General features: G+C 52.6%; 4 rRNA genes (2 of these 4 only partly in view). All 4 read right to left on the bottom strand.

What is annotated here, in order from left to right:
* Positions 1-178, bottom strand: a 16S ribosomal RNA gene (locus CDO84_RS21280); it reaches 1,372 nt to the left of the window's first position.
* 187 nt (positions 179-365) lie between these two features.
* Positions 366-481 (bottom strand): 5S ribosomal RNA (gene rrf, locus CDO84_RS21275).
* Positions 482-535: 54 nt separating this feature from the next.
* Positions 536-3,463, bottom strand: a 23S ribosomal RNA gene (locus CDO84_RS21270).
* Positions 3,464-3,633: 170 nt separating this feature from the next.
* Positions 3,634-5,000, bottom strand: a 16S ribosomal RNA gene (locus CDO84_RS21265); it runs 183 nt beyond the window's last position.
* The 16S, 23S and 5S rRNA genes sit together here, the layout of an rRNA operon.

Genomic DNA, 5,000 nt, shown 5'->3' with positions numbered 1-5,000 from the left:
CATCCGGTATTAGCCCCGGTTTCCCGGAGTTATCCCAGTCTTACAGGCAGGTTACCCACGTGTTACTCACCCGTCCGCCGCTAACATCAGGGAGCAAGCTCCCATCTGTCCGCTCGACTTGCATGTATTAGGCACGCCGCCAGCGTTCGTCCTGAGCCAGGATCAAACTCTCCGATAAAGTAGTTTGACTGACTACGCACATCGCTGTGCGATTTATAAAAAATGAATTAACAGGTACGTTTTGTCTTGTTTAGTTTTCAAAGATCATTTTGTTTGTCTGCTTTGTTAAAGCAACTTTATTAGTATACAATGTCGCTTCTTCAAAGTCAACAACTTTTTTGAGGAAATTACACTAACGTGCAATTGCTTGGCGGCGTCCTACTCTCACAGGGGGAAACCCCCGACTACCATCGGCGCTGAAGAGCTTAACTTCCGTGTTCGGTATGGGAACGGGTGTGACCTCTTCGCTATCGCCACCAAACAAATTGAGAGTGTTCTCTCAAAACTAGATAACAGGTGTGACATCATTCAAAATGTGGTTAAGTCCTCGATCGATTAGTATCTGTCAGCTCCATGTGTCGCCACACTTCCACCTCAGACCTATCAACCTGATCATCTTTCAGGGATCTTACTTCCTTGCGGAATGGGAAATCTCATCTTGAGGGGGGCTTCATGCTTAGATGCTTTCAGCACTTATCCCGTCCGCACATAGCTACCCAGCGATGCCCTTGGCAGAACAACTGGTACACCAGCGGTGCGTCCATCCCGGTCCTCTCGTACTAAGGACAGCTCCTCTCAAATTTCCTGCGCCCGCGACGGATAGGGACCGAACTGTCTCACGACGTTCTGAACCCAGCTCGCGTACCGCTTTAATGGGCGAACAGCCCAACCCTTGGGACCGACTACAGCCCCAGGATGCGATGAGCCGACATCGAGGTGCCAAACCTCCCCGTCGATGTGGACTCTTGGGGGAGATAAGCCTGTTATCCCCGGGGTAGCTTTTATCCGTTGAGCGATGGCCCTTCCATGCGGAACCACCGGATCACTAAGCCCGACTTTCGTCCCTGCTCGACTTGTAGGTCTCGCAGTCAAGCTCCCTTGTGCCTTTACACTCTGCGAATGATTTCCAACCATTCTGAGGGAACCTTTGGGCGCCTCCGTTACCTTTTAGGAGGCGACCGCCCCAGTCAAACTGCCCACCTGACACTGTCTCCCCGCCCGATAAGGGCGGCGGGTTAGAAGGTCAATACAGCCAGGGTAGTATCCCACCGATGCCTCCACCGAAGCTGGCGCTCCGGTTTCCAAGGCTCCTACCTATCCTGTACAAGCTGTACCAACATTCAATATCAGGCTGCAGTAAAGCTCCACGGGGTCTTTCCGTCCTGTCGCGGGTAACCTGCATCTTCACAGGTACTATAATTTCACCGAGTCTCTCGTTGAGACAGTGCCCAGATCGTTGCGCCTTTCGTGCGGGTCGGAACTTACCCGACAAGGAATTTCGCTACCTTAGGACCGTTATAGTTACGGCCGCCGTTTACTGGGGCTTCAATTCGCACCTTCGCTTACGCTAAGCGCTCCTCTTAACCTTCCAGCACCGGGCAGGCGTCAGCCCCTATACTTCGCCTTACGGCTTCGCAGAGACCTGTGTTTTTGCTAAACAGTCGCCTGGGCCTATTCACTGCGGCTCTCTCGGGCTTGCACCCTAACAGAGCACCCCTTCTCCCGAAGTTACGGGGTCATTTTGCCGAGTTCCTTAACGAGAGTTCTCTCGATCACCTTAGGATTCTCTCCTCGCCTACCTGTGTCGGTTTGCGGTACGGGCACCTCTCACCTCGCTAGAGGCTTTTCTTGGCAGTGTGGAATCAGGAACTTCGCTACTATATTTCGCTCGCCATCACAGCTCAGCCTTATGGGAAACGGATTTGCCTATTTCCCAGCCTAACTGCTTGGACGCGGATATCCAATACCGCGCTTACCCTATCCTCCTGCGTCCCCCCATTGCTCAAATGGTGAGGAGGTGGTACAGGAATATCAACCTGTTGTCCATCGCCTACGCCTTTCGGCCTCGGCTTAGGTCCCGACTAACCCTGAGCGGACGAGCCTTCCTCAGGAAACCTTAGGCATTCGGTGGAGGGGATTCTCACCCCTCTTTCGCTACTCATACCGGCATTCTCACTTCTAAGCGCTCCACCAGTCCTTCCGGTCTGGCTTCACAGCCCTTAGAACGCTCTCCTACCACTGTTCGAAGAACAGTCCGCAGCTTCGGTGATACGTTTAGCCCCGGTACATTTTCGGCGCAGAGTCACTCGACCAGTGAGCTATTACGCACTCTTTAAATGGTGGCTGCTTCTAAGCCAACATCCTGGTTGTCTAAGCAACTCCACATCCTTTTCCACTTAACGTATACTTTGGGACCTTAGCTGGCGGTCTGGGCTGTTTCCCTTTCGACTACGGATCTTATCACTCGCAGTCTGACTCCCAAGGATAAGTCATTGGCATTCGGAGTTTGACTGAATTCGGTAACCCGGTAGGGGCCCCTAGTCCAATCAGTGCTCTACCTCCAAGACTCTTACCTTGAGGCTAGCCCTAAAGCTATTTCGGAGAGAACCAGCTATCTCCAGGTTCGATTGGCATTTCACCCCTACCCACACCTCATCCCCGCACTTTTCAACGTGCGTGGGTTCGGGCCTCCATTCAGTGTTACCTGAACTTCACCCTGGACATGGGTAGATCACCTGGTTTCGGGTCTACGACCACGTACTCATGCGCCCTATTCAGACTCGCTTTCGCTGCGGCTCCGCATCTTCTGCTTAACCTTGCACGGGATCGTAACTCGCCGGTTCATTCTACAAAAGGCACGCCATCACCCGTTAACGGGCTCTGACTACTTGTAGGCACACGGTTTCAGGATCTCTTTCACTCCCCTTCCGGGGTGCTTTTCACCTTTCCCTCACGGTACTGGTTCACTATCGGTCACTAGGGAGTATTTAGCCTTGGGAGATGGTCCTCCCGGATTCCGACGGAATTTCACGTGTTCCGCCGTACTCAGGATCCACTCAGGAGAGAACGAAGTTTTGACTACAGGGCTGTTACCTCCTATGGCGGGCCTTTCCAGACCTCTTCATCTACCTCGTTCCTTTGTAACTCCGTACAGAGTGTCCTACAACCCCAAGAGGCAAGCCTCTTGGTTTGGGCTAATCCCGTTTCGCTCGCCGCTACTCAGGGAATCGCATTTGCTTTCTCTTCCTCCGGGTACTTAGATGTTTCAGTTCCCCGGGTCTGCCTTCTCATATCCTATGAATTCAGATATGGATACCACTCCATTACGAGTGGTGGGTTTCCCCATTCGGAAATCTCCGGATCAAAGCTTGCTTACAGCTCCCCGAAGCATATCGGTGTTCGTCCCGTCCTTCATCGGCTCCTAGTGCCAAGGCATCCACCGTGCGCCCTTTCTAACTTAACCGTTAAAAAGAATCACTATGTGATATCTTGTATTACTAATTGAATGTGATGTCTACTGTTATCTAGTTTTCAAAGAACACGTTTCGAAGGAATGATCCTTCAAAACTAAACAAGACAGGGAACGTTCTGTTTATAAGACCCAAGGTCTTATATTCCGTATAATATCCTTAGAAAGGAGGTGATCCAGCCGCACCTTCCGATACGGCTACCTTGTTACGACTTCACCCCAATCATCTGTCCCACCTTCGGCGGCTGGCTCCTAAAAGGTTACCTCACCGACTTCGGGTGTTACAAACTCTCGTGGTGTGACGGGCGGTGTGTACAAGGCCCGGGAACGTATTCACCGCGGCATGCTGATCCGCGATTACTAGCGATTCCAGCTTCACGCAGTCGAGTTGCAGACTGCGATCCGAACTGAGAACAGATTTGTGGGATTGGCTTAACCTCGCGGTTTCGCTGCCCTTTGTTCTGTCCATTGTAGCACGTGTGTAGCCCAGGTCATAAGGGGCATGATGATTTGACGTCATCCCCACCTTCCTCCGGTTTGTCACCGGCAGTCACCTTAGAGTGCCCAACTGAATGCTGGCAACTAAGATCAAGGGTTGCGCTCGTTGCGGGACTTAACCCAACATCTCACGACACGAGCTGACGACAACCATGCACCACCTGTCACTCTGCCCCCGAAGGGGACGTCCTATCTCTAGGATTGTCAGAGGATGTCAAGACCTGGTAAGGTTCTTCGCGTTGCTTCGAATTAAACCACATGCTCCACCGCTTGTGCGGGCCCCCGTCAATTCCTTTGAGTTTCAGTCTTGCGACCGTACTCCCCAGGCGGAGTGCTTAATGCGTTAGCTGCAGCACTAAGGGGCGGAAACCCCCTAACACTTAGCACTCATCGTTTACGGCGTGGACTACCAGGGTATCTAATCCTGTTCGCTCCCCACGCTTTCGCTCCTCAGCGTCAGTTACAGACCAGAGAGTCGCCTTCGCCACTGGTGTTCCTCCACATCTCTACGCATTTCACCGCTACACGTGGAATTCCACTCTCCTCTTCTGCACTCAAGTTCCCCAGTTTCCAATGACCCTCCCCGGTTGAGCCGGGGGCTTTCACATCAGACTTAAGAAACCGCCTGCGAGCCCTTTACGCCCAATAATTCCGGACAACGCTTGCCACCTACGTATTACCGCGGCTGCTGGCACGTAGTTAGCCGTGGCTTTCTGGTTAGGTACCGTCAAGGTACCGCCCTATTCGAACGGTACTTGTTCTTCCCTAACAACAGAGCTTTACGATCCGAAAACCTTCATCACTCACGCGGCGTTGCTCCGTCAGACTTTCGTCCATTGCGGAAGATTCCCTACTGCTGCCTCCCGTAGGAGTCTGGGCCGTGTCTCAGTCCCAGTGTGGCCGATCACCCTCTCAGGTCGGCTACGCATCGTTGCCTTGGTGAGCCATTACCTCACCAACTAGCTAATGCGCCGCGGGTCCATCTGTAAGTGGTAGCCGAAGCCACCTTTTATGTTTGAACCATGCGGTTCAA

Source organism: Bacillus sp. MD-5 (assembly GCF_002201875.1).
GTDB classification, from domain to species: Bacteria; Bacillota; Bacilli; order Bacillales; family Bacillaceae; genus Bacillus; species Bacillus stercoris.
This window is presented reverse-complemented; position numbering and strand designations above follow the sequence as displayed.